This is a genomic window from Allohahella sp. A8, from assembly GCF_047946665.1.
Lineage (GTDB): Bacteria > Pseudomonadota > Gammaproteobacteria > Pseudomonadales > Oleiphilaceae > Allohahella.
On sequence record NZ_CP172312.1, the window covers coordinates 736,792 to 758,181 of the forward strand.

General features: G+C 55.9%; 32 protein-coding genes. All 32 read left to right on the plus strand.

Features of this window, described 5'->3' with window-relative positions:
• Positions 1–20: 20 nt before the first annotated feature.
• The 32 genes from ACH3PB_RS03485 (at position 21) to ACH3PB_RS03640 (ending at position 21,388) form a co-directional block, all read left to right on the plus strand.
• Positions 21–182 (plus strand): hypothetical protein, encoded by a 162-nt coding sequence (locus ACH3PB_RS03485; protein ID WP_416398104.1) that lies wholly within the window; start codon positions 21–23, stop codon positions 180–182.
• Positions 183–218: 36 nt separating this feature from the next.
• A complete protein-coding gene (locus ACH3PB_RS03490) occupies positions 219–467 on the plus strand; it encodes a hypothetical protein (RefSeq protein ID WP_416398105.1) in 249 nt (82 codons plus the stop codon).
• Positions 464–589 (plus strand): hypothetical protein, encoded by a 126-nt coding sequence (locus ACH3PB_RS03495; RefSeq protein ID WP_416398106.1) that lies wholly within the window; start codon positions 464–466, stop codon positions 587–589. The genes ACH3PB_RS03490 and ACH3PB_RS03495 overlap by 4 nt, the downstream gene beginning before the upstream one ends.
• Positions 586–972 (plus strand): hypothetical protein, encoded by a 387-nt coding sequence (locus ACH3PB_RS03500; RefSeq protein ID WP_416398107.1) that lies wholly within the window; start codon positions 586–588, stop codon positions 970–972. The genes ACH3PB_RS03495 and ACH3PB_RS03500 overlap by 4 nt, the downstream gene beginning before the upstream one ends.
• Positions 969–1,460: a dATP/dGTP diphosphohydrolase domain-containing protein gene (locus ACH3PB_RS03505; RefSeq protein ID WP_416398108.1), complete on the plus strand. Its 492-nt coding sequence runs from the start codon at positions 969–971 to the stop codon at positions 1,458–1,460. The genes ACH3PB_RS03500 and ACH3PB_RS03505 overlap by 4 nt, the downstream gene beginning before the upstream one ends.
• On the plus strand, positions 1,457–1,666 hold the full coding sequence (locus ACH3PB_RS03510; RefSeq protein WP_416398109.1) for a hypothetical protein: 210 nt from the start codon (positions 1,457–1,459) through the stop codon (positions 1,664–1,666). Before ACH3PB_RS03505 ends, ACH3PB_RS03510 begins: the two co-directional genes overlap by 4 nt.
• Positions 1,663–2,103, plus strand: a complete 441-nt coding sequence (locus ACH3PB_RS03515; RefSeq protein WP_416398110.1) for a hypothetical protein — start codon at positions 1,663–1,665, stop codon at positions 2,101–2,103. The genes ACH3PB_RS03510 and ACH3PB_RS03515 overlap by 4 nt, the downstream gene beginning before the upstream one ends.
• Positions 2,100–2,297 carry a hypothetical protein gene (locus ACH3PB_RS03520; RefSeq protein ID WP_416398111.1) on the plus strand — a complete coding sequence of 66 codons (198 nt, stop codon included), beginning with the start codon at positions 2,100–2,102 and terminating at the stop codon, positions 2,295–2,297. The genes ACH3PB_RS03515 and ACH3PB_RS03520 overlap by 4 nt, the downstream gene beginning before the upstream one ends.
• A 333-nt stretch (positions 2,298–2,630) precedes the next feature.
• Positions 2,631–2,891 (plus strand): hypothetical protein, encoded by a 261-nt coding sequence (locus ACH3PB_RS03525; protein ID WP_416398112.1) that lies wholly within the window; start codon positions 2,631–2,633, stop codon positions 2,889–2,891.
• Positions 2,888–3,040 carry a hypothetical protein gene (locus tag ACH3PB_RS03530; RefSeq protein ID WP_416398113.1) on the plus strand — a complete coding sequence of 51 codons (153 nt, stop codon included), beginning with the start codon at positions 2,888–2,890 and terminating at the stop codon, positions 3,038–3,040. Before ACH3PB_RS03525 ends, ACH3PB_RS03530 begins: the two co-directional genes overlap by 4 nt.
• Before the next feature lie 132 nt (positions 3,041–3,172).
• Entirely contained in the window at positions 3,173–3,559 is a 387-nt protein-coding gene (locus ACH3PB_RS03535; RefSeq protein WP_416398114.1) for a hypothetical protein, read from the plus strand.
• Between the two features lie 146 nt (positions 3,560–3,705).
• The gene (locus ACH3PB_RS03540) at positions 3,706–4,149 is read left to right on the plus strand and encodes a M15 family peptidase (RefSeq protein WP_416398115.1); all 444 of its coding nucleotides are present in this window, start codon (positions 3,706–3,708) and stop codon (positions 4,147–4,149) included.
• A 9-nt stretch (positions 4,150–4,158) separates the two neighbouring features.
• A complete protein-coding gene (locus ACH3PB_RS03545; protein ID WP_416398116.1) occupies positions 4,159–4,473 on the plus strand; it encodes a hypothetical protein in 315 nt (104 codons plus the stop codon).
• Positions 4,470–4,619, plus strand: coding sequence for a hypothetical protein (locus ACH3PB_RS03550; RefSeq protein WP_416398117.1), 150 nt, complete (start codon positions 4,470–4,472; stop codon positions 4,617–4,619). Before ACH3PB_RS03545 ends, ACH3PB_RS03550 begins: the two co-directional genes overlap by 4 nt.
• Positions 4,616–4,954, plus strand: coding sequence for a hypothetical protein (locus ACH3PB_RS03555; RefSeq protein ID WP_416398118.1), 339 nt, complete (start codon positions 4,616–4,618; stop codon positions 4,952–4,954). Before ACH3PB_RS03550 ends, ACH3PB_RS03555 begins: the two co-directional genes overlap by 4 nt.
• Entirely contained in the window at positions 4,951–5,175 is a 225-nt protein-coding gene (locus tag ACH3PB_RS03560; RefSeq protein WP_416398119.1) for a hypothetical protein, read from the plus strand. Before ACH3PB_RS03555 ends, ACH3PB_RS03560 begins: the two co-directional genes overlap by 4 nt.
• Before the next feature lie 20 nt (positions 5,176–5,195).
• Positions 5,196–5,900: a hypothetical protein gene (locus ACH3PB_RS03565; protein ID WP_416398120.1), complete on the plus strand. Its 705-nt coding sequence runs from the start codon at positions 5,196–5,198 to the stop codon at positions 5,898–5,900.
• On the plus strand, positions 5,897–6,037 hold the full coding sequence (locus ACH3PB_RS03570; RefSeq protein WP_416398121.1) for a hypothetical protein: 141 nt from the start codon (positions 5,897–5,899) through the stop codon (positions 6,035–6,037). The genes ACH3PB_RS03565 and ACH3PB_RS03570 overlap by 4 nt, the downstream gene beginning before the upstream one ends.
• A 31-nt stretch (positions 6,038–6,068) precedes the next feature.
• Complete coding sequence (locus ACH3PB_RS03575; protein ID WP_416398122.1) at positions 6,069–8,060, plus strand: LamG-like jellyroll fold domain-containing protein; 1,992 nt, start codon at positions 6,069–6,071, stop codon at positions 8,058–8,060.
• Positions 8,057–10,504 (plus strand): fibronectin type III domain-containing protein, encoded by a 2,448-nt coding sequence (locus ACH3PB_RS03580; protein WP_416398123.1) that lies wholly within the window; start codon positions 8,057–8,059, stop codon positions 10,502–10,504. The genes ACH3PB_RS03575 and ACH3PB_RS03580 overlap by 4 nt, the downstream gene beginning before the upstream one ends.
• A complete protein-coding gene (locus ACH3PB_RS03585; protein ID WP_416398124.1) occupies positions 10,504–11,694 on the plus strand; it encodes a hypothetical protein in 1,191 nt (396 codons plus the stop codon). The genes ACH3PB_RS03580 and ACH3PB_RS03585 overlap by 1 nt, the downstream gene beginning before the upstream one ends.
• Positions 11,695–11,696: 2 nt before the next feature.
• Entirely contained in the window at positions 11,697–12,041 is a 345-nt protein-coding gene (locus tag ACH3PB_RS03590; RefSeq protein ID WP_416398125.1) for a hypothetical protein, read from the plus strand.
• A gap of 3 nt (positions 12,042–12,044) precedes the next feature.
• Entirely contained in the window at positions 12,045–13,118 is a 1,074-nt protein-coding gene (locus ACH3PB_RS03595) for an immunoglobulin-like domain-containing protein (protein ID WP_416398126.1), read from the plus strand.
• Positions 13,119–14,015: a hypothetical protein gene (locus tag ACH3PB_RS03600; protein WP_416398127.1), complete on the plus strand. Its 897-nt coding sequence runs from the start codon at positions 13,119–13,121 to the stop codon at positions 14,013–14,015.
• A 4-nt stretch (positions 14,016–14,019) separates the two neighbouring features.
• A complete protein-coding gene (locus tag ACH3PB_RS03605; RefSeq protein WP_416398128.1) occupies positions 14,020–14,319 on the plus strand; it encodes a hypothetical protein in 300 nt (99 codons plus the stop codon).
• The gene (locus ACH3PB_RS03610) at positions 14,316–14,840 is read left to right on the plus strand and encodes a hypothetical protein (RefSeq protein WP_416398129.1); all 525 of its coding nucleotides are present in this window, start codon (positions 14,316–14,318) and stop codon (positions 14,838–14,840) included. Before ACH3PB_RS03605 ends, ACH3PB_RS03610 begins: the two co-directional genes overlap by 4 nt.
• Positions 14,791–15,516: a terminase large subunit domain-containing protein gene (locus ACH3PB_RS03615; protein WP_416398130.1), complete on the plus strand. Its 726-nt coding sequence runs from the start codon at positions 14,791–14,793 to the stop codon at positions 15,514–15,516. The genes ACH3PB_RS03610 and ACH3PB_RS03615 overlap by 50 nt, the downstream gene beginning before the upstream one ends.
• Complete coding sequence (locus ACH3PB_RS03620) at positions 15,513–17,198, plus strand: hypothetical protein (RefSeq protein ID WP_416398131.1); 1,686 nt, start codon at positions 15,513–15,515, stop codon at positions 17,196–17,198. The genes ACH3PB_RS03615 and ACH3PB_RS03620 overlap by 4 nt, the downstream gene beginning before the upstream one ends.
• Entirely contained in the window at positions 17,198–19,288 is a 2,091-nt protein-coding gene (locus ACH3PB_RS03625; protein ID WP_416398132.1) for a hypothetical protein, read from the plus strand. The genes ACH3PB_RS03620 and ACH3PB_RS03625 overlap by 1 nt, the downstream gene beginning before the upstream one ends.
• Positions 19,285–19,446 carry a hypothetical protein gene (locus ACH3PB_RS03630; protein WP_416398133.1) on the plus strand — a complete coding sequence of 54 codons (162 nt, stop codon included), beginning with the start codon at positions 19,285–19,287 and terminating at the stop codon, positions 19,444–19,446. Before ACH3PB_RS03625 ends, ACH3PB_RS03630 begins: the two co-directional genes overlap by 4 nt.
• Positions 19,447–19,501: 55 nt before the next feature.
• The gene (locus ACH3PB_RS03635; RefSeq protein ID WP_416398134.1) at positions 19,502–20,359 is read left to right on the plus strand and encodes a hypothetical protein; all 858 of its coding nucleotides are present in this window, start codon (positions 19,502–19,504) and stop codon (positions 20,357–20,359) included.
• A 12-nt stretch (positions 20,360–20,371) separates the two neighbouring features.
• Positions 20,372–21,388 carry a N4-gp56 family major capsid protein gene (locus ACH3PB_RS03640; protein ID WP_416398135.1) on the plus strand — a complete coding sequence of 339 codons (1,017 nt, stop codon included), beginning with the start codon at positions 20,372–20,374 and terminating at the stop codon, positions 21,386–21,388.
• Positions 21,389–21,390 lie beyond the last annotated feature (2 nt).

A 21,390-nucleotide genomic window follows, 5' to 3' on the forward strand; every position in this document is an offset into this window, starting at 1 on the left:
TCATCCAAAGAGGTACAGCAATGATCAAGAGCCTAGAGCACGCAGCCCAGATTCAGCAGCGCAGATACCAGTCAGGCAAGCGCGGCAGGTCCAAAGCCGTTCGGTCATACGTCGCCAAGCATCATCCTGATATCTACCAGCAGGTGTACCGGGCAGATGAGCGTTTCAATGCTCGCTGGTAACCAGTGGCAAAACCGATCAATCAAAGAGGCAAGACCATGAAGAAAGCACCGAGTTTGTTTGTGAAGCAGGAAAGCTGGGCTCAGATCATAGGAAAGATTGCGATTGTGCTGGTTGTGGCGGCGTTGCTCGTCATGTTGAACGCCTGGATTCTTCAGATGGTGTGGGTCTACGCAGTTGCACCGTTCATCACCGATCCGCCTGAGATCGGGTTTATGCCCTTCGTTTGGGTCGTAATCGGCCTCGGCGTCTTGAAGTCGATTCTGTTTCCAAACAGAACAAAGTGACCAAGCTCCGCGACACCCTCTACACAGTAGCGCTGTTCGGAACAATCGCAGGGCTGGTGATCTGGGGGTGTATCGCGGATCGGTTTCGGAAAGTTGAGCAGGACGAGGAAGACGACGAATGAGCTTTTCAGATTATTTGAGCGGAAAGATAAGCCTGGATGAGTTTCACGCAGGACAAGCGGCTGCTTGGGATGCTTGCACGGCGCAGGCTCTCAGGACGCATGACGAAATCGCGTACAAGGCGCTTACCTCTACGCCGGAGCCTGAACCGGTAGTGCTGGACGATATGTGCGACGGCGAACCGGCAAGTCTGGACGGCTTAGCCATGCCTGAAATCGTAGGCCGTGAAACCTTGCCAAGCGGCGCAATCTACACCGTGTTCGCAAACGGCATGACCCTTTTGCAAATGCCAGCAGAACCACCAAAACCCGACCACCCAGCCCCACTAAACGACCTCTCCATCGATAGCGCAATGAGTGCGAGTGTGAAGTGGTGGAATCGATGAGCCAGCCGAAGTGTGCCCGCTGCAAAACCAACGACGCTGAGGGCTTCATGTGGATTGACGGGTCGAACTGCTGCGGCTCGTGTGTCGGCTATCGACCACTGAAAGGCATCCCGCCTACGTGGCTCGAGCCAGCACCGGCCAAGTTGCGTCCGGAAGAGGGCTTGGTTCGCCCAGAGCCCTGCAACCAAGGCATGAAGCACGACACCGGCAAGCCACGAACCGGCCTCATGGTTGACGGCTTCGCCTTGGCGCTGAATGAAGTCGCCAAGGTAACAACATTCGGTGCAGAGAAATACGCTCCGGATAACTGGCGCAAGGTTGATAACGCGACGAGCCGATACAGAGACGCCGTTTACCGTCACCTGCTCGCCTCAGCGCACGAGCGCAACGATTCAGAGTCTGGCCTACCTCACCTTGCACATGCTGCATGGGGTCTGCTGGTGCTTCTGGAACTGGATGATCAGATCAAGCGGGGTGAGAAGGCATGAGAGGACTTACCTACGCGAACACCTCAAAGCCGCTATTGCAGCAGCTGAATGAGGAGCAGGTCATTCGGGTGCAGCGATGCGAGGACGGCAGTTTCTCCCTCTGGGAGCGCTGTGGCGACTGGTTCGGCCTGAACATGGACCGAGAGCAGTTGATCCAGCTTGCCGGTGAATTACGGGCTTTAGCGGGTGAGGACGAGAAGACATGAGCAGTAAGCAAGAAGTCCAGCAGAAAGCCTACGTCGACGGCATGGTCGGCGCATGTTGGGAGGCGATCAATCCGCTACTCCAGAACCATGAGGAGCTGAATCGCAAGCATGACGAACTGACCCAGCAGCACCAGCAGCTAATGCATGAGATGAAAGAGGCTCAGAAGGCATACGAAAGGGTTCGGCGCGATAGCAGGGAGCTTGCAGAAGAAGTGGCGGACGATATGCGGAACCGTCTGCGCGATATACAAAGCTCGCTCAGCAATTATGAGGTCCGAAACATGAAACAGCAGTTCTATTCGCTCAGGGCTCTCGTGCATGAAGTCGCAGCCGCCAAGTCACAGATATCAATCCACGTCGACCAGATGCCGCTGATCTTCATGGCGCTGGCTTTCGGACTCCAATTCGCAGCGCTTCTTGTTTGGGGGTGGTCATGACCTACGACCAGCGTACCGAGTTCCAGCAACTCCAGTCCGAAAACGAGCGGCTCACCAAAAAGCTGGCCGACGTCGAGCACCGCCTCATCGTCGCAACGATCAGAAACAGCAACCGAATCGACGTTGTCGCAACCAGGGTAACGCTCCTTACTGTTGCCGTAACGATTCTTACTATTGCGTGGGTGGTTTCATGAGATGTGGCTCAAAGCTCGAAATATTTTATGCGTGCAAGCGATGCGGCTGCCAAATCTGCGGCGACCACAAACTCTGCGAGGACTGCGTGGCTTATGAGTCCGAAGCGCTGAAGGTCGCGACGCAGCTGAGAAAGTCGGATCTCAGCCAGTTCTTGAACAGCATCAGCTTGCTCCTACTGGCTGTCCAGGTCATCTACCTCATGGCGACCAAATGACCCCAGCAGAACGCCGCCGCCTCCTACGGGACCAGCCAGACCAGAAGCCGGAGGTGAAATACACAACGGACGAGGATGGGAATTTGATCATTGATAAATCTAAGCAGGAGAAGAAGGTATGAACGCATATAACGGATCTCCGGTAGTTGAATGGGACTGGAGCAAGGTAAACGATGAGGAGCTTCTTCAGGCTTATGAGGCGGCGCACGCGAACAATTATATCCAGCTTCGCAATTATCTGTACGACGAGCACGAGCGCAGAGAAGACACGAGAGAGCGTGGTCGAGCGATTCTATCAAGTTTGCTTCTGAGGCAGCGCGACAAGATTGAAAACTGGCTTGCCGATGATATCCGGGCGCTTGCAGGAGAAGCGGATTGACCGACGACCAAAAACGCGCCGCTGGCCTCGTCCTGCTCACAATCTGGCTACCCAAGGAGCACAAGGAAGAGTTTGCCAAATTCGCGAATAAGTTGGCCGAAGAAAGAGTCAGCAGAACAAATATTAAGCAATCGGAAAAACCGATATAATAGGGAAAAGCTATCGAAAACGCAGGATGCACCAGTCTATTTAATGAGGGCTTGACTTTGAGTGCTGAAAGATTGACCAGATTGGCTGCAAAAACTGCTTCGATTGGTTCGACGGGGCGGGGGTTTGGAGGTATGTCGCAAGCGGACATTGCTCACGCCTGTTCAGGCACGAACAATTCACTTTACGAACTGCTGATGATCAAGTTCGTCTATCCCAATTCAGAGCACTCAGCCAAGCGTCGGCAGAGTGTCGAGAATGCAATTCTTGAAATCGTGGACGACCCGGCCAACGTCGAGAAGGCGATCTCTGCGTTTCTGTCGAACAACATTTGCCCGAAGTGTCACGGCACCGGCCAATGGAAGCGCCCAAATCGTGCGGTGGTCGAGTGTCGGCCTTGCGGTGGCTTCGGCGTGGTTGAGTTCAAGCTGACCGGCGAGGCTGTCGAGATTCATCGGCAGTTATCGGACGCTGAGAACCTGGCGCTTGAGCGGATGGCGAGACGCTTATCTGACCACTGATTGACAGATGTGCAGAAAGTGTGCACAATTTCCCAAAGTCCGAAGCCGCCACCGAAAGGTTCGCGGCTTTTTTTACGCCCGAATTTTACCGAGTTCTTCTGCTGTTGCCCGCACTCCCCAGCGGGCTTTTTTATTTCTGGTGTCCTATGTACCAACTCTCGCGCAGATCGTTTGAGCGTTTGAAAGGGGTGCATGGTGATCTGTCTCTCGTTATCTGCCGCGCCATCAATCTGGCAACTACCGACTTCGGCATATTCGAGGGTCTGAGAACGCTGGAGAAACAGCAGCAGTACCTAGCTGCCGGAAAATCCCAAACGCTCGACTCACGCCACCTCACAGGCGATGCCGTTGACGTTTTCGCATGGCACGAGGGCAAGTACAGGCCTGAGCTGGGTTATTACATCGATATTGCGCATTCGATCCAGCAAGCGGCCGAAGAATTGAAAGTCTCCGTTACCTGGGGCGCCTGTTGGATGCCGCTAAACGAGATAACCGACCTCCAGGGCGCAATCGTCGCCTACTCCGAACGCAAAAAGAACGCAGGCCGCAAGCCGTTTATTGACGCCGGTCATTTTGAGTTGACCCGCTGATGTGCGCGCATGACAGGTGGGTCAATTACCTATCGTGCGGCATTCGACAGTGCAACGACTGCAAGACCATCCAGAAATACGACGGTGACGACTATGAACGGCTCAAAGCCATTGCTGAAAAGCAAAGCGACAATCTCGGCGGCTGTAGCGCTTCTGGCGACACTCTTTGCCCTTCAGGGGATCGAGATAGACGAGCTAGCCCAAGAGCAGATAGTCGCGGGCGTCGTCGCACTGACGGGCCTGATCGGCACTGTGTGGGCTCGGTACGTGGCTCACGAGGAGATCAAGGGGATCATCAAGACGCCAGCGGAGCCAACTGAATGACGCCATTGCTTGAGCGAATTCAGCGCTTCCTCGAAGCCTTCCCAGACGCAGAGTACATCCCAGTTCATCCAAGCGATGCGGTCATATCCACATACAAAAACTTGCCGGTGCTGATCCTTGGCGAGATTCACAGGAGCAAGTCATGAAAGCCCAAGCGCAATTCCTCGTTTTATCGCTGTGCATCATGCTCGGCGCCTGCTCAATGTTCCAGACGCCAGTGCCGAAGACGTTCAACCAGCAGCATGCCTACGCACTGACGCTGATGCGATCAGTCAACGATGCCACGGCCAGCGCTTTCAAGGGCGGCTACATCACGGCGAAGGAAGGCCAAGCGGTTAACGCTCAGCTGTACCTGGCTCGCGACACGATCAACACGGCGGCCGATATCCTTTCGACCGATCCGGAAGCCGCCGAAGCCAATCTGGAACGTGCGGTGAAAATCCTCGAACAGCTACAGATTGAACTGGAGAAGCGAGTATGAGCGGAGCATCAGAAGTTCTCGCAGTCCTGACCGCTGTCAGACTCGCATCAGCCACGCTGAGCTCCGTTCTCGGCGTAGCGCGCAACATCAAAGAGTTTAACGACCTTTACGAGCGCACAAACGGCAACATCACGGAAGCAGATATTGCGGAGCTTGAAGCCAAGTTAACGGTAGAAATGGCCGAAACGGACGCGCTGTACGCTGGTAAGCAGCCAGGCTAAGTCCGGCGCTAAGGGTTGTAATGAATGATTCCGCTGACGAGTCGAGGGACCGTAGAAACACTGTAATGGTGGTGGTAAAGGCGCTTGGCGCAATCGGTGTAATCGCCGCCGCCCTCTTTACCTACATGGGCCAGTTGGACACCAACGAGGTGAAGCGGCTCGACTCGCAGAACGTGCATATCAAGCAGCTTCAGAGCGATGTAAAGATTCTGCGCGAACTGGTCGAGTCGGCAAACCAAGAACTGACCTCGATTCGCGAGCATAGCGTTCAGAAAGACCTGAAAATCGCCCAGCTCACGATGCAAGTTGAGGCTTTGAAGGCAATCATCAGCCGCGAAGTCAATCTGCACGACTGGCTTCAGGACGATATAGACGCAAACCCCTTTCCGATTGTCATTAAGCGCATCGATCACGAGAGCAGGGCGGTCAAATTCCCCACATATCTCGTCAATAACGCCTTCTCGCAACGCTTCGGCGTCTCCAAACGACGATACGAAGGCAAGACGAGCGCCGAGATATTTAGCCCACGCAGCCATGCCGTGTTCTACGCGGGCAACAAGCACGTTTACGAAAACCGAACCTGGCGGCTCCAGGACGAATGCTACGACGACCCGAGTTCAGGGCAAGAGGTCTGCTCTCCTGTGCTCAGGTACTACACGACGCTGCCTGACGGCTCACCGGCTATCAAGGTGATCATTTTTATTGGCATGGATATCGAGAAATGACAGCGCTCAAGCTCGCTACGCAATGGAACGATATTCAAGCTGCTGCGGCAACGGTCTATTTCCTGATCATTCCTCAATCAATTTCTGACACTTCAATAGCGACGGTGGGTTATCCGCTGTCTGGGGCTTTGCAATGACAAACAGCATTCAATTTGAGGGGCGCAGCTGATGGCTTTAGTCACAAGCGGCCTCGTCATGCGCGTTGAAGCCGACAGCGGCGTCACGTTCTCGTCTGGCACGTCTGTTAGTCAGTGGGACGATCTGTCGGGTAACGGTAACCATCTGATCGTCGGTGGCGGTACGCCTACGCTCAACGCATCAAGCACGCCATCGGGCGCGCCGTCTATTGCGTTTGATGGCGTTGACGACTACCTGAACCGGGAGAACTCGACAGCGGTCATTACCGGCCTGCCAACCGCCGCCGCAGATCGAACCATATTCATGCTGGTGCGATTCACCGCTGCTGGTACGTTCTCGGGCTTTACCTACGGAACGCCGACCACGAATCAGGTGTTTGGCTTGGTTACCAGCAACCAGAACGGCGCCCGTTTTGTCGTCCAGGCCTATGGCGCGAACGATCTTTCGACCACTACAGAGTTGCAAACAGCCGGGTGGAAGGTGCTTTCGGCCAGGGTTTCTGCAAATACCGCTAAGGCCTATGTCGACAACGTTCAGGTAGCGAGCGCTGCACGGACTTACGCCACAGATTACGCGGCCGCAAACGGTCGCATCCGGATCGGTCGCGAGATCGGTACGGGCGGCTACGCCACGATGAACATGGCCGCAGGTCTGATCTACAACCGTGCGCTGACCGATCAGGAAATGGCCGACACCACGGCATATCTGACCCAAAAATACATTGCACCCGCCACCAGCGCGACCATTACCAGTCAGGGCGTGGCCTGGACGATCAACAGCGAGCCCGCCACAGGCACGTATGCAGGCGGTCGCAAGTGGGTACAGGGCGCAGTCTCGGTTACGGCGATCAGTCCAGCACCAGCGCTCGAAGGTGGCCTGAAGATCAATGGCGCAATGCTCGGTGTCACGCCAGGCAACAGTTTGCAGGGCTTTGACGAGCGCATGCAGGCGGCTTTCGACTATGACAACACGCTAAACGCAGCGGCCACCTTGCCAATTGCCGTGCCGACCGCATCGGTCTTGATTTCGGCTCGGTCGTACACTGCGGCAGAGCGAACGTCGCTCGGTCATGATGGCGGTGACGATCCGTTCCTTGCAGAGCATCAGATTCTGCACACCGTTGTAACGCCACCTGCTGCCGGGGCCTTCGCACCGTCGTATTTCACGCCAGCAACGCCATCCGGCGTCACGCTTGCAGATATCGACGCAACGCGCCTGCCTAACCTGAAAATGCCCAACGCGGCCGCCTACGCGCCAAATTGGACGCTCGTGCAGAGCTTCTTCAACTTCCCGCGAGTCTGGTTCAGCGGGGCGTACATCGACCGCTACATGCACGCCGATTTAGCCTATCCACACCCGCTCGGTGTAGGCGCTACCCCTGGCACCTATGGCCGGGAAATCGCGACAGCTATTGAAACGGCGTGTTTAAGCCTGCTGCTTGACCATCCTGTCGCACAAAAGACCGCACTGCTCGAAAAGATCGTGCAGTACGCCATCGATATGTGTGGATTTTTCCAGCAGGGCGGCACTTATCACGCTGACGGCGGTCACAACATGGGCCGCAAGCTCGTAATGCTGATCGCTGCGAAAGTTACCGGGCTGACCAAGTTCTCTCAGTGGCTTGACGCCAGCCTGAACAAGTTTCAGGAGGACCAGCAGTGTTTCTTCGTGGATCAAGCCGACGTTGATCTGACCAATAGCGTCAGCTGGAACCCTGACAGCCGCGATATTCCAGACGATGCGTTTCCGTACGTCGCCTCCGATATCGGCCGCGCTGATTGGGGTTTGAGAGATTCAACCGACCCGGCGCGCAACAACAAGCACTTCAACTCGATGTATCGCGGTATCGCCAGCCCTTCAATGACCGGCCTTGCCCTGGCTATTCGCCTGCTTGGCATGGAAGCGCAATGTAACAGTCCCGACCTGCTGGCTTACGTGGACTGGTATCGCAGAACTAATCAATTCGGCACGTTCTCGCGTGACATGTACGAAGCCTATCGCCATATCGGAGCAGTCGCATGAGCATTATTAGATTTGGCGACGGCCAGTTTCGTCAGCTTGAGGCGAATGTTCCTGTCGAGGTCACAGACTCGAGCGTCGTCACCGCTGTAACCTATGCGGGTGTAGCGATACCGTTCACCACCAGCGGCACGAAGCATATTGTGCTGAGCCAGATTCACGGCAATCTGACCTCTGGCACCTATAACCTCGTTGTGACCGAAAACGGCGTGGATGCCACGGCAGCTGTGCCATACGTCCGCACGCACGCTATCACCGCACCGACCGGCTCATACGATCCAACGTCACTGTGGGCGCAAATTCGCACCGCTACGGCTGCGTATTTCAAAGTCGCGCCGCTGCCTGTCGGCAATTCCTGGGTATCTCCGCATACTGCCTGGACCACAGCAAACGCCCTGCTGCCAGTTGCTAACGTAGTGTCAGGCCCGAATAAGAAGCTGTCGGCTGAAGTGCTCAATGCAAACGGCTCGGTTGTGGGGTCGTCCTACGACACAGCCTATGTGCCGCAGTCAACCGTTACCGACCTTGTAGCGTCTACGCTCAGTTCAACTCAGATCAAGCTCAGCTGGACGGCTGCGGCGGGCTTTACCTACAACCCGCGCTATCGTGTTGTCGGTGACGTGACGTGGACGACGCTGCCAGCGGTATCTCGAGTCGAAGCGGGTCCGCTCACAGCGACCGCAACAGGCCTGACACCAGCTGAAGACTACGAGTTTGACCTGACAGCTAGCGAGGCCAGTTCAAACGCGGCTACGGCCACCACAGCGCCAGCATCAGGTATTGTCGACCTGCCTGGCGGCGGCTTCGGCGGCGGCGCAACTTTCAACCTGCCGCTCTACATCGATCACACCGTCATTACAGGCGTGACCTACAAGGGCTCGGCTGTCACTCATTCAGCTGTACAGGGCACGCTGACGGTCACTATCCCGTCAGGCATCGGCATTGGCACGTATGACCTCGTCATTGTCACTCAATCGCAGTCGTTCACCTATCCGGTCGTCTATGTCCAGCTGACGCCGTTTGTGGCCTCGGCAAAGCTCACCACCGTAGCCGCAGACGGGCGCTATCCTGGGCTGCCGTTCCGTGTGCGCGCTATCCAGGCCTCCGCTCAGGTGGCAATCACTGATCTTGCTGTAACCACGACTGACACGACCGCTACGCTGACTTTTACGCCGATAGCGGGCGCAACACAGTATCTGTATCAGCGCGCCGTAGGCACGACCTGGGGCGGCGATACGTACGCCAGCACAGCGACCGGAACATTCCAGTTTACTGGCCTGTCTACCGGCACGACATACAGCTTCAGAATCTTTGCTGATGGCGTTGTGTCAAACATCGTTGTGAAGGCGACGACTGGAACGGGGGGCACTGCGCCGACTGGTAACACCGGCACGGGCACCGAAACAACGCCAGGCGTTGCGCTTGCAAGTCAGCTTACGAGTGTTGGCACGCCCGGCAGGATAGCAAGCGCCATCGAACCGCAGTGGGATATCCACATGACTGCCGAACGCTTAGCGGTGGGGACCAAAGCCACTGGGTCGAGCCTGGATTCGTTCTTCTTTGCTGACGAAACCTATGTGTCCGATGCCTTCAAGGTCAAAGGTACGCGGTCGTTTCAGTGCAACTACATCCATTCGCGGGCTTACGACTCGATGGGTGGCAATCCCGGCAACAACGAGCATCAGGGCTACCTGCACTGGGGCGGCGGCAAGCATTTCCCGTCAAACAAATACGTCTACGGCGGCGGGTTTATCCACGTTCAATTCTCGGTCTACGTCGAGCCGAGCTATCTGTGGCAGACCAACGCGACATACCAGAAGATTTTCCGGATTGGCGGGCGACGAAATGCGACGACGCAAGACAATAGCGGCTGGCTGACGCTCGTCGTTAAGCCCGACTCCTCGACCGACTCCATGAAAGTTCTGGTCGATAACGAAATCAACTTCAACGCGATGACCGAAGCCGGAAAGAGCAATGCTTATGTGGCGGTTTATCCGGCCGAGCAGGTTTCGACCGGCAGTGATCGGCTCATAAAGGGCCAGTGGAACACGTTTGAGTTTGCGGTATATCCAGAGCCGAACGGTACAAAGGCGATCTTTAAGCTGTGGAAGTACAACCCTTCAACGCAGTTGATGGAGCGAATTTACACCAACACCAACCGAACCGATTTCCTCGTTACCAAAAGCGGTTATTACACCAGCCTCTACATGCTCAACGTCTGGAACTGGAACCGCTACACCCGCGTCGGCACAACTGGCGGCAACTTCGCGCAGTCGGGCGGTACGTGGATTCAGACCGCTCCAGGGGCAGGCACGCACAACCTCGCAAGCAATGCCGTCGTGTCTGATCAGCGCATGTACTTCGATGAAATCAAGATCCACACGAGCCATGCGGATATGAATGAGTTCGATAATTTGGGCGAAAAAGTCATCGGGTGGGCGCGCTAATGGCAACTTTCGAAGCTGATTTCAGCGTCCTGGCAAACACCACCAGCTACACGAACAGCGATCTGGTCGTTCACGGCAACCCTGCCGCAATCGTTGGTGGCGATCTGACGCCAAGGGACAAGCCGGCGACGGTCTATATCACGCATCCGGCTGTGCTGGAGTCTTCTGGCAATATCGACATTGATGTCACTGTCGGCTTCAGTAGCGGCTCTTTCGCACTCTCCAGTGCGGGCGTCGGGCTTTTTGACAAGGATTCGTACAAGGCCTATCTGATTCGAGTCCGCTTTAACGAGGTGACGATCAAGCAACGCAACGCTGACGGGTCAACGGTGCTGCTGAACGACTTCACCACCACGAGCTATGCGGTAGGCGACGTGCTGCGATTCAGGTTCAACCGCGATCTGGCTGAGCCTCGAATCCAAAGTTTCCTGAATGGCGCGCTTCTCAAAACGATCACGTCGCCTATTACGGATATTTCGAACTATCGCGCCGGCATTTATGTCAGCCACGACTCAGCGAGCAACAAAGACGGGTTCCGGACCTTCTCATCTACCGGCCTTGTGCTAGCCACGCCAATGAACATCAAGCTGGTAGGCGCAGGCAATGCGGTCACGCAGTACCAGAGGGCGGTCACGGTCGAGCTTGAAGGCATCGATACTGCAGACGTATCTGATGCGGCCTTTGCGGGCTTCCCGGTAACGCCGACCGTCGTTGATGCAACGAAGTTTACGTTTGACGTGCCTGGCGATCTCGCAACTGGCAGTTATGGCCTGTTCTTGATGGCTGCCGGCACTGGATACAGCAAGCTCGTCACATACACGCAGACGCACCAGATTGAGCTGCCAGACGCAGGAACTGCGGTCGATGAAAACTCAGTCATGGCTCAGCTCGGCAACCCGAACAACACCCGTTATCTGCGCCTTGAAAAGCCATCTGCGCTCAGCTGGAAATCGCCATACACAGAATTCGACGCCGAGAACATCATTCTAGATATCCGCGATCTGTTCACGGCTCCAGTCGATGCAGCTGTGAACTCAACTTACCAGTCAGTCGGCAGCCTTATCGATGACACGGGCGTCGTGACCGATTTCACCATGACGTTTTCCGTTGAGGCTGAGCCCAACGAAAACAGCTTCTCTCTCATCATTAAGCCGATCTATCAGGCTATCTACAGCACAATTGCGGAGTAGTCATGGCGCGCATTCTCAGTAACGACTCACTGCCGAGCGAGAAGGTGATCCCGGTGAGCATCAAGTTCAACCTGGATCTCGCCGCGCCGACAGGTATTGGCATCATAGACATTAGCAGCAACGGCTTCCGCATTGACGTGGACGATGGTCCGGCAGGCAGTACCACAATGTTCGAACTGAACGCGAGCGGGTCGAGCGTCTGGACCGTGATCAAAAATACCACGGACTCTTTCGCGGTCGTCGCCAGCCTCCAGCCAAACAAGCTCTATCAGGTTCGAGCGCATTACATCTTCAACGGCGCGCACTCTCAGTACGCATTCGCCAACGCCACGACCCTGGGAGCTTAATCCATGCCGGCTGTATCCAATATAGGCGCTGCGAACGTCGTCACTCAGTATCAGCAGGCGGTAGATATCACCATTACCGATGGTGACGCAAACAACCTGACCACGCTGCTGTTTGCAGGCTTTGACGTGCCATTTACGGTCATCAACTCAACAACTGTCCGCATCAATGCCCCAGGCACTGTTAAAGAGGGCTATGAACAGATCGGCGTGCTTGAAGGTGACTTTACTGAGGCGGTTTGCACATTCAACATCACGCACCCGATCAAAGTGCCGGCTGTCGATACGCTGATCGACGACAACTCTATCCTGACCGGTATCGGTAACACCAAAGGCCGGTATGCAAAGCTGACCCTGCCAAATTCATTCGCGCTGGACGGTCCTGCACAGATACGCGCAGTTGAGGCCATTCAGAATGCTGACGAGTACATTTCAGCCAAGTTCGGCACAGCCCTCGGCACAACCGAAGCCGCGACCATAGACGTTCTGAACAATGACGGCACGACGCAGGCCTATACGGTTGATCTGGTCGCGGGATCAAGTGATCCCGGCTCATCGCCAACACTGGTTGTCTACGGCGGCAGCCCTGCTACGGTCAGCCTCGGCGGTACGTTTACGCCGTCGTTCTCTGCTGTTGATGAGACTGAGGGCGATATCTCGGCCAGAGTGGTCGTTACGGGCAGCGTGAATACAAACGTGGCTGGCAGCTACGTCCTGAGCTATTCGATCACCAACATTTTCAGCCGAACCTCAACAGCCACGCAGACGGTCAACGTTACGCAAAACGTCCGCTACGAACTGCGCCTGCTGAAGAGCCTCGATCAGGATGTGCGCGACGTGACCGGCACCTATCCGACAGGCTACGTGTTCTCTGAAAATGGCAATTTCGGCGCGATTCGACTTGGCCCAGTGTCCCTGGTCGATGGCGAGGTCGTGATCACACAGGACAACGTCGTCACAGGCTCTCTCGCCTCACTGTTTACAGGCGGCACAACCCTTGTCGGCATTCTCCTACTTGACGATGCCAACAACGTGGCAGCCACACCGACACACATTCCGATCACCTCAGTAGCCATCTAAATGCCTTTCGTCTCCGAAGCGTTCAAAGCGGCTTTCCAGTTTCTTGAGCGTCCGATTCGCGCTGTGCGCAGTGTGGTTGGGCCGTACGTCTCGGCCGCCATTCGTGACGGTGACGCCTTCATGGCTCGCCCGATCCGCTATGAGGACTATCTGAACGATTCGACGCCGAATCAGTTTGCGATCCAGGCGTATTTTGAGCAACCGACTGACACGATGGTCGAAATGCTGTATCCGGTGGTCATTGCCGGGATCAACGTCACCACGACCATCGAGATCGATTTCGAGCAGTCGGATCCGACCGCGTTTCTGTCGGTAGACGGCAAGCCATTTGCTCAGGCCACGCAGACGATTCAAAACGGCGGCTTCTTCAGGCTCAAAGTCAGAACATCGAACCAGCTGAACAGGCAGGTACAGGTCCGCGTTGTTGTCGGTGGCGTCAGTGCTGTATGGCTGGTATCGACCGGCGTTGAGGGCACAAGCGAGCTCCAGACCGGTCTATCGACTCGCCTGGGGCTGTATGCGCGCACTCAGGCGACGCTAACATTCGGCTTCGCGACCAGATCAGATACGCAATACCGCGTGATCGTCGTCCCTTACGCATCCTCGACGCCTACAGTGGCTCAGGTGCTCGCGGGACAGGCGGGTAATAGTCTGGCTCCGCTGTACGACTCAGGCCTTCAGAACTCAACTGGCGGGCTTCAGGAGCGCTTCACGGTCAACGTCGCTTCAGGCAGTTATCGGGCCTATATGGTCGTGCTGGATGAGCCGGCCATCCTCGAGTCGGCGAGCGCCCGGACGGCTTCGGCCGTGACCAATATTATCGGCGCCAGAATTCTGCACATCAGACCCGTCAGGATCGTCAGAAAGCTTCTCAATTTGCACATTCGAAACAGGTAAGCCCATGTCTACCAAAAAAGACCCCTTGACAACTGGTGCAGTGGGCTCAGGCCGCACGAGAGCACACACAGTAAAAACCCAGCGCCTCGACGTGCATATCAATTTCATTGAGCCAGGCGGCAGCGCCACGATTGTCGGCTCTGCGGATGGCGTCAACTTCGGCCCGTACCTGGGCATTGCGCCGTTTACCGATTCCGGCGTGATCGGTCTGGACCTAGCTGAAGACACTTCGTTGGCCGTTGAATATACCGGGGTGACCGGGCTCGCCGTGCACGTCCTGCCGTACAGCCTGCGCCAGATATGAGCAAGGAATCGAAAGCACGAATCAAGGCCGCTGAAGCGGCTTTTTTTACGTCTCGAAGAAGGCTGGGCGCCACTAATACCGCCAACCTGCGCTCCATCGTTCAAGAGATTTCGATGGGCGCGCTGAAGGAAGACGTTTCAGCAAAGTACGGATACAAGACCAACCACCCGCACCACTTCCTCAATAACGTCTGGCGTCAGCCGGAGTTCCAGGAGTGGGTGCGCGCCGTGCAGGACGACATGCAGGAAGTCGTGCAGGCGCAGTACATCAAAGAGCACCACAAGCGCGACATTTTGTCAGAGGTTCAGAAAAAGGAAGAGTTAACCGAGCTGTTCTATGCGCTCAAGGGCCAGGAGAAGTACCGCGACGCCCTGGCGATGGTGCAAGAACTGAACAAGATGGAAGGCCACTACGCGCCGACGAAGACGGAAGTCAAAGACACCACGGATACGCTAGACGATGCAGAGCTTGATGCCGCAATTGCCGCAGAACTCGCACAGCTTAAACACGTCGCGCACTGAGGCCAAACAGCGACTTCTGAAGCTGCTGAAAGAGAAGCAGCGCCGGGAGAGTCAAAACCATATAGCCACGGTATTCCCCGAGACAGGCCCTCTACGTCGAGAACTCTACCCGAAGCATATGGAGTTCTTCGAGGCCAGCAAGCTACACAAAGAAATCCTATTTCTTTCGGCCAACAGGGTCGGGAAGACGGTAGCAGGCGGATACGCCACCTCAGTACACCTAACCGGCGAATATCCGGACTGGTGGCCTGGGCACAAGTTTGAGCATCCGATTACGGCGCTTGCCGCAGGCGATACCGGCAACACCACTCGCGACATCCTTCAGAACAAACTGCTCGGCAAGTTTGGCGAGGAGGGTACCGGCCTTATTCCTGGCGCTCGAATTGCGGGGCTCACTCGCAAGATGGGCATCCCCGAAGCCTACGAAGAGATCAAGGTCAGGCACGTTTCAGGCGGCATCAGCCGGCTTTGGCTGCGCTCCTATGAGCAAGGCCGAAAGGTGTTTCAGGGCTTTGAAATGGACTGGATATGGCTTGACGAAGAAGTGCCGCAAGAAGTCTACGACGAAGCACTTGTAAGAACGATGACTACAAACGGCAGAGTCGCCATGACCTACACGCCAATCATGGGTATGACGCCACTCACACTGTCTTTTATTGAGGATGCACAACCATGAGCAGGGCTGTAATCAGCGCAGGCTGGGATGACGTGCCGCACCTCACTGAAGAGCAGAAATCGGACATGCTTAAAAGCACGATGCCGCACCTTCGCGATGCGCGATCCAAAGGCATCCCGTCGCTGGGTTCGGGCGCCATCTACCCGATAGCGCTTGATGAGTTTGTCATCGATCCAGTGCCGCTGCCCGAGCACTACCCGAAGCTGTACGCGATGGATGTGGGCTGGAATGTCACCGCCGCTGTATGGGGCGCCTGGGATCAAGCATCTGACGTGGTGTATCTGTATTCCGAGCACTACCGGGGGCAGGCTGAGCCGGCCGTTCATGCCTCTGCCATAAAGGCGCGTGGCGAATGGATTCCTGGCGTTATCGATCCCGCCAGCAAGGGTAGGACTCAGACAGACGGCAAACAGCTTTACAAGATGTATCGCGACGAAGGGCTGAACCTTCGGACCGCCGATAACGCCGTTGAAGCAGGGCTGCTTGAAGTGTATCAGCGTCTCAGCACAGGGCGCCTCAAGGTATTTAATACGCTGTCAAAATTTCTGTGGGAATACAAGCTTTACCAGCGTGACGAGAAAGGCAGGATCGTGAAGAAGAACGACCATTGCCTTCATCCGGATACCGTTGTCCTGACTGACAAAGGACCAAAAAAGATCATTGATATGGTCGGCACGAGCGGCAAAGTTTTGTCGATAAATGGCAAGTATGAAGACTATGTAAACTGCCGCAAAACCTCGATGAATCAACGGACTAACATGGTAAAATTCGAGGACGGAAGCGAGGTGATTTGCACGCCAGATCACCGCTTTCTTACGCCGTCAGGATGGGTTGAATCCCAGCACCTCGAAGGCGTTGTTTGCGTCACATCGAACAGTGGAGTAGGTCATTCATGTGCGTCAATATCCTCACAGAAACAGCTCAAGAATTTCTCGGCACGCGGTATTACCTTTGCGGCTTCTACTATCAGCGCGATGGCGTCAGGCTTCATCGAGAAGTTTGGAAGCACGTCAACAAAGCAGAAATTCCAGACGGTTATCACGTCCACCACAAGGACCATGACCGCAGCAACAACAGCCCCGAAAATCTCGAGCTTGTTTCGCCGGCCGAGCACATGGCCCATCACCACAAGGGCGTCAGCAAACCGTTGTCTGAAAACGCCCTCAAGGCTGCCGCTGAATGGCATGGCAGCGAAGATGGTTTGCGGTGGCACCACCAGCACTATGAGAACAACAAGCACAAGCTTCACGTCAAGATTGAGAAGGCTTGTGAGCATTGTGGAAAGGCCTACATGGGCGCGCCAGGCAAAGGCAGTAAGTTCTGCTCAAACGCCTGCAAGACCCGCCACAGGTTCTTGTCAGGCATCGACAACGAAGAGCGCACCTGCGTCGTCTGCTCATCGGCCTTCGTTGCAAACAAATACGTCAAGAAAGCTACCTGCTCAAAGCCGTGCGCCACAGCAGTTACGTTGCGTAAGCGTAACGCCGCATAAGAACAGCGACGTCTACTGCATGGAAGTGCCTGCCACCCATGCATTCGCTCTTCATAACACAGTAATCGTTCACAACTGCATGGATACCGTCAGGTATCTGTGCCTTGCACTCAAGCACGCCCGAACCAAGCCAACCGCCCAGCGCGAAATACACGCCTTCACACCCTCCAGATCAGTTACAGGCTACTAATGAACCCAAACTATCAAGGCTCCCCAGATCAGCCGGGCGAAGAAGACCTGGACGTTTATCAGGAAATGGGTAACGAAGTCCTGGCGCTGTTTGATCAGGCTGTGAAGGACCGAAAGCCCTATGAGCGCCGAATGCTCAAGAACCTGCGGCAGTATCACGGCGAGTACGAAGAAGAGGAAATGCCGGAAGACGGTTCTCGCGTCTTTACCAACATCACCCGAAACAAGGTCGATGCCGCCGCCGCTCGCATGGTCAAGATCGTGCTGCCGAACGGTGAACAGAACTGGAAGACCGAGCATACGCCGGTCCCTGAGTTATCCAGCCGCCTGAACAGCACGCGCCCTGTAGCGCTCAATGACCAGGCTGAGACGACCGAAGGCGATATTGCACAGGCTGAACTGTCCGAAGTCAAAGCCGCATCTGAGGCGATGGGCAAGGAGATCGAGGACCAGCTCGAGCAATCGGGCTATGACGCCATCCAGCGAGAAATCATCTACGACGCGGCCAAGCTGGGAACGGGGGTTATCAAAGGCCCGGTTATGATCGGTGACGAGCGCCGCGTATGGGCGACCAATCCCGAAACCGGGCAGCAAGAGCTTCAGGTTGTCCGACGCATCGAGCCGCGCTCAAAGCGGGTCAACCCGTTTTACTGGTTCCCCGATATGTCGGCCACCAGGCCAGAGGAGCGTGAATACGATTTTGAGCTGTCATTCATGACCCGTCGCGGCGTGCAAGACCTCCTCAAGTACCCGCACTACAACAAAGAGCAGGTGAAGCGCGTCCTGCAAATGAAAGCGGCCGACACGCAGAAGCAGCAATTTGAATTCCTGCACCAGATTCAATCCATCACCGGTGAGCGCAGCAAGTTCGAGGACTCGCGCTATTACTGCGTCGAGTATTACGGCCCGATCAAGCGTGAATGGCTCGCTGCCTGTGGCTGCCCGCCTGAAGAGCTTGACGAGAATGTGCCCGAGCCATACGGCCTGATGCTCATTATTGGCGGTCACGTTGTCATGGCCGACATTCACCCGATGAGCAAAGGCGAGTCGATTTATGACTTCTTCAACTGGGAGAAGGACGACGCCAGCGTGTTTGGCCTGGGTATTCCGGATCAGATGCGGACCGAGCAGTCCATGTACAACGCGCTCAACCGCATGTTGATGGATAACGGCGGCTTAGCTACCGGGCCGCAGATTGTGATCCGTGACGGCTACCTGACGCCCGCTGACAACGATTACGAAATGAAGCCGCGCAAGATTTGGCGCTTTGACGACAAGGGCCAGGATGGCATGACGCTCGATAACGTCATCAAGGCCTTCGATATCCCGTCAAGGCTTGGCGACATTATGGCAATCGCCTCTCGCGTGCGTGAAATGGCCGACGAGGCGACCAGCCTTCCGATGATCGCACAGGGCGAGCAGGGCAGCGGCGTCACCAAGACGTTTCAGGGCATGGCGATGCTCATGGAGTCGGCCAACATCGTTATTGCCAGGGCGGTTAAATCCTTTGACGACATGATCACGACCCCGCATGTGTCGAGGTACTACGACTGGAACATGGAATTTAACCCGAAAGCCGAAATCAAGGGCGATATTCGTGTTGTCGCCAAGGGCACTACTGCCTTGCTCCAGCGCGAAACCCGCATGATCGAGATTCAAAACCTGATTCAGATCGCCGGGACTATGTTCGCGCCTATCGCCAACATGGAAAAGATCTTCGAGGAGTATTTGATCCTCAACGACTTCGACCCCGAGCTCTACCTGCTCAAGCCAGATCCGAATGCGCAGCCTGAAGTTGACCCAGCCATCGCCGCTCAGCAGCAAGCCGAGCAGGCCAAGCTTCAGGCGCAAGAGCGCGAGTTTGAATTGCGGGCTCAGCAGCAGCAGCTTGAAGCAGCGCGGGCGCAACAAGAGTTTCAGTTGGGCATGGCTAAGCTCGCCCTTGATCGCGAAATGACACTTGAGAAGCTGTATGCAGAGCTCGGCATGAAGCAGCAAGAGTTTGATATGCAGGAGCTGATAGCCGGTATGCAGTCAAACGACAAGCTGCGCGAAATGCAGCTCAAGCTTCAAGTGGGGTCCGGTATATGAGCCAGATCAGCATTGAAGACCTGCTGGCCGACTTAAAGGCCAGGCTCGACCTGCACGTCAAGTCACTGATCGCCACCGAAAGCGAAGCCGTCAGGGGCAAGATCAAAGAACTGCAATACCTCATCTCGCAATACGAGAAGCCGCGCACCGCCGCTTAACCACCCCAGAACGACCAACAACCGCGCCGCCTCCTGGCCGCGCAAAGGATTACTCATGTCTGAAGAAAACACAGCCACCGACAACTACAACGATGACGACTATTTCGCCTCGCTGACAGGCGGCCCCGCAGAGGCGCCAGAGAAGCCGGAAGAAGCAGCGCCAGAGGTGGACGAAGGCACGGAGCAGGACGAAACCGAACAGGCTGACGAGGCCACAGAAGAAGACAAGCCCGCACAGCCAGAAGCGGGCGAGCAAGCCCCAGAAACCGACTGGCAAGCCAAATACCGCGAGCTTGAACACCGCTGGAAGTCCGACGAAGGCCGCGTGAGCGCCTACCAGCGCCAGATTGACGAGCTCAAGCAAAAAGTCGAGCAGGCACCGAAAAAGCAAATTGAATCACTCGAGCAGGTCCGCGCTGATTTCCCCGAGATCGGTAAGGCCATCGATGACGTGCTCAACGAGCGCCTGAGCGAGCTGTCCGCAAAGTTTGAAGAGCGCCTGACGCCATTGCAGCAGATGCAGGCAGAGCAGGCCGAGGCACAGCGAAACGCTCAGTACCAGCAAGCCGCGCAGTTCCTGAGCGCCCAGCATCCCGACTGGCAACAGTACGACCGGGATAAGAACAAAGATTTCGCCGGATGGCTCAGTCAGCAGCCATCAGGCATCCGAGCAATGTACCAGGCTCCCGAAGATACAGCCGCTAACGCCGCTGCACTGATCAGCCTCTACAAGCAAAGCACCGCCAACCAAACACAAGACGCAGCAGCCTCAAGTGCCGGTTCGCAGAGCAAGCAAGACCGACTGCAACGCGCAGTCATTCCCCAAACCCGAAACGGCTCTGTGAGCCGATCTGCGGACGACGACATGGCTTGGGAACAGGCCGTGCGGAAGGTCCAAAAACGCATGAATTAGAGGTAATACAACATGGTCGATTACGCAACCACGACCGGCACGACCAATAAGGCTGCTGTGTCACAACGAACTAATACCTATGCAGAAGCGTCAATGCTTGCGCATGGTCAACCCTACTCAGTGCTTGGCCGCTTCGCGCTGACCAAGCCGCTGCCGAAGAACAAAGCCGACAATATGACTTTTCGTCGGCCGAAGCCTTTCCCGCCTGTCAACGGCTCGCCACTGACTGAAGGCGTTACCCCGACTGCTCGCAAAATGGAGTATGAAAACGTCGTTGTCACGCTGGGCCAGTATGGCGACCTCGTGCAGATCACCGATCAGGTTGAAGACCTCGTTGAAGATCCTGTCATGAATGACGCTTACATGCTCTGCGGTGAGCAAGCCATGCACACCAAGGAAAAGGTTTGCTGGGGCGCCATCATCGGCGGCACCAACGTGTTTTTCTCCAATGGTGCAACTCGTGGCGCGGTTAACGCAGTCCTGACCACTGGTCTTCAGCGCAAGGTTACTCGCAGCCTGAAAAACCAGCTGGCTATGAAAGTGACCAAGATCGAGAACTCGACGCCGAACTATGGCAGCGAGCAGATCGACGCGGCTTTCATCGCTGTTTGCCATACCGACGTTGAGGCAGATATTCGTGAAATGGTTGGCTTCGTGCCTGTTGAGAAGTACGGCACTGCGAAAGCGCTGCCTTACGAAATCGGCAAGGTCGAAGACGTGCGTTACGTGGCTTCTGCGCTGCTGAACCCGTTCATTGGTGCTGGTTCAACAACCATCGCCAACGTCGAGAACAACGGCACCAACGTCAACGTTTATCCGGTGATCTACTTCGGCAAGGAAGCGTTTGCTGACGTGCCTTTGAAGGGCCGTGGCGCTATCGAGCCCTCGATTGTCCCTGTTGGTCAGAAAGACAAGTCTGACCCGCTCGGCCAGCGTGGCTTCGTCGGCTGGAAGGCCTACTACGCCTCAGTGATTCTGAATCACTCCTGGCTGATCCGCTGCGAAGTTGCAGTTTCAAGTCTCGGCTAAGC

Bases quoted from the DNA above. Each gene is read 5' to 3' on its own strand.
- ACH3PB_RS03575 (WP_416398122.1), top strand. From the start codon at position 6,069: ATGGCTTTAGTCACAAGCGGCCTCGTCATGCGCGTTGAAGCCGACAGC.
- ACH3PB_RS03555 (WP_416398118.1), top strand. From the start codon at position 4,616: ATGAAAGCCCAAGCGCAATTCCTCGTTTTATCGCTGTGCATCATGCTC.
- ACH3PB_RS03630 (WP_416398133.1), top strand. From the start codon at position 19,285: ATGAGCCAGATCAGCATTGAAGACCTGCTGGCCGACTTAAAGGCCAGG.
- ACH3PB_RS03620 (WP_416398131.1), top strand. From the start codon at position 15,513: ATGAGCAGGGCTGTAATCAGCGCAGGCTGGGATGACGTGCCGCACCTC.
- ACH3PB_RS03535 (WP_416398114.1), top strand. From the start codon at position 3,173: ATGTCGCAAGCGGACATTGCTCACGCCTGTTCAGGCACGAACAATTCA.
- ACH3PB_RS03540 (WP_416398115.1), top strand. From the start codon at position 3,706: ATGTACCAACTCTCGCGCAGATCGTTTGAGCGTTTGAAAGGGGTGCAT.
- ACH3PB_RS03545 (WP_416398116.1), top strand. From the start codon at position 4,159: ATGACAGGTGGGTCAATTACCTATCGTGCGGCATTCGACAGTGCAACG.
- ACH3PB_RS03625 (WP_416398132.1), top strand. From the start codon at position 17,198: ATGAACCCAAACTATCAAGGCTCCCCAGATCAGCCGGGCGAAGAAGAC.
- ACH3PB_RS03505 (WP_416398108.1), top strand. From the start codon at position 969: ATGAGCCAGCCGAAGTGTGCCCGCTGCAAAACCAACGACGCTGAGGGC.
- ACH3PB_RS03515 (WP_416398110.1), top strand. From the start codon at position 1,663: ATGAGCAGTAAGCAAGAAGTCCAGCAGAAAGCCTACGTCGACGGCATG.
- ACH3PB_RS03510 (WP_416398109.1), top strand. From the start codon at position 1,457: ATGAGAGGACTTACCTACGCGAACACCTCAAAGCCGCTATTGCAGCAG.
- ACH3PB_RS03550 (WP_416398117.1), top strand. From the start codon at position 4,470: ATGACGCCATTGCTTGAGCGAATTCAGCGCTTCCTCGAAGCCTTCCCA.
- ACH3PB_RS03565 (WP_416398120.1), top strand. From the start codon at position 5,196: ATGAATGATTCCGCTGACGAGTCGAGGGACCGTAGAAACACTGTAATG.
- ACH3PB_RS03640 (WP_416398135.1), top strand. From the start codon at position 20,372: ATGGTCGATTACGCAACCACGACCGGCACGACCAATAAGGCTGCTGTG.
- ACH3PB_RS03520 (WP_416398111.1), top strand. From the start codon at position 2,100: ATGACCTACGACCAGCGTACCGAGTTCCAGCAACTCCAGTCCGAAAAC.
- ACH3PB_RS03590 (WP_416398125.1), top strand. From the start codon at position 11,697: ATGGCGCGCATTCTCAGTAACGACTCACTGCCGAGCGAGAAGGTGATC.
- ACH3PB_RS03610 (WP_416398129.1), top strand. From the start codon at position 14,316: ATGAGCAAGGAATCGAAAGCACGAATCAAGGCCGCTGAAGCGGCTTTT.
- ACH3PB_RS03485 (WP_416398104.1), top strand. From the start codon at position 21: ATGATCAAGAGCCTAGAGCACGCAGCCCAGATTCAGCAGCGCAGATAC.
- ACH3PB_RS03600 (WP_416398127.1), top strand. From the start codon at position 13,119: ATGCCTTTCGTCTCCGAAGCGTTCAAAGCGGCTTTCCAGTTTCTTGAG.
- ACH3PB_RS03490 (WP_416398105.1), top strand. From the start codon at position 219: ATGAAGAAAGCACCGAGTTTGTTTGTGAAGCAGGAAAGCTGGGCTCAG.
- ACH3PB_RS03605 (WP_416398128.1), top strand. From the start codon at position 14,020: ATGTCTACCAAAAAAGACCCCTTGACAACTGGTGCAGTGGGCTCAGGC.
- ACH3PB_RS03525 (WP_416398112.1), top strand. From the start codon at position 2,631: ATGAACGCATATAACGGATCTCCGGTAGTTGAATGGGACTGGAGCAAG.
- ACH3PB_RS03500 (WP_416398107.1), top strand. From the start codon at position 586: ATGAGCTTTTCAGATTATTTGAGCGGAAAGATAAGCCTGGATGAGTTT.
- ACH3PB_RS03560 (WP_416398119.1), top strand. From the start codon at position 4,951: ATGAGCGGAGCATCAGAAGTTCTCGCAGTCCTGACCGCTGTCAGACTC.
- ACH3PB_RS03580 (WP_416398123.1), top strand. From the start codon at position 8,057: ATGAGCATTATTAGATTTGGCGACGGCCAGTTTCGTCAGCTTGAGGCG.
- ACH3PB_RS03635 (WP_416398134.1), top strand. From the start codon at position 19,502: ATGTCTGAAGAAAACACAGCCACCGACAACTACAACGATGACGACTAT.
- ACH3PB_RS03585 (WP_416398124.1), top strand. From the start codon at position 10,504: ATGGCAACTTTCGAAGCTGATTTCAGCGTCCTGGCAAACACCACCAGC.
- ACH3PB_RS03595 (WP_416398126.1), top strand. From the start codon at position 12,045: ATGCCGGCTGTATCCAATATAGGCGCTGCGAACGTCGTCACTCAGTAT.
- ACH3PB_RS03570 (WP_416398121.1), top strand. From the start codon at position 5,897: ATGACAGCGCTCAAGCTCGCTACGCAATGGAACGATATTCAAGCTGCT.
- ACH3PB_RS03615 (WP_416398130.1), top strand. From the start codon at position 14,791: ATGCCGCAATTGCCGCAGAACTCGCACAGCTTAAACACGTCGCGCACT.